Annotated in this window: 1 protein-coding gene; it reads left to right on the top strand. The window is 61.9% G+C overall.

Annotated elements, in window-relative coordinates:
• A partial coding sequence (locus SB753_RS40440) for an AMP-binding protein (RefSeq protein ID WP_410805597.1) occupies positions 1-244 on the top strand: 244 nt, incomplete at both ends.

The following is a 244-nucleotide window of genomic DNA, read 5'->3' as shown; positions in this document are numbered from 1 at the left end:
TGTTCGGGCCCGTCATGGCGGGCGGCTACGGTCAGACGGAAGCTCCAGCGTCGATCTCCTATCTCACTCCGGCCGAGCACTTCGTGGACGGCAAGCTTGCGCCGCAAGAACGGCTCTCCTCGGTTGGCCGCCCCAATCCGCTCGTACGCGTTGAAATCATGAACGATAGCGGGGAGATTCTGCCTCGAGGCTTGACCGGTGAAATCTGCGTGCGCGGCGACCTCGTGATGAAGGGCTACTACAA

Origin of the sequence: Paraburkholderia sp. SIMBA_053, from assembly GCF_046534895.1 — a bacterium.
Taxonomy (GTDB): Bacteria; Pseudomonadota; Gammaproteobacteria; order Burkholderiales; family Burkholderiaceae; genus Paraburkholderia; species Paraburkholderia caledonica.
This window is presented reverse-complemented; position numbering and strand designations above follow the sequence as displayed.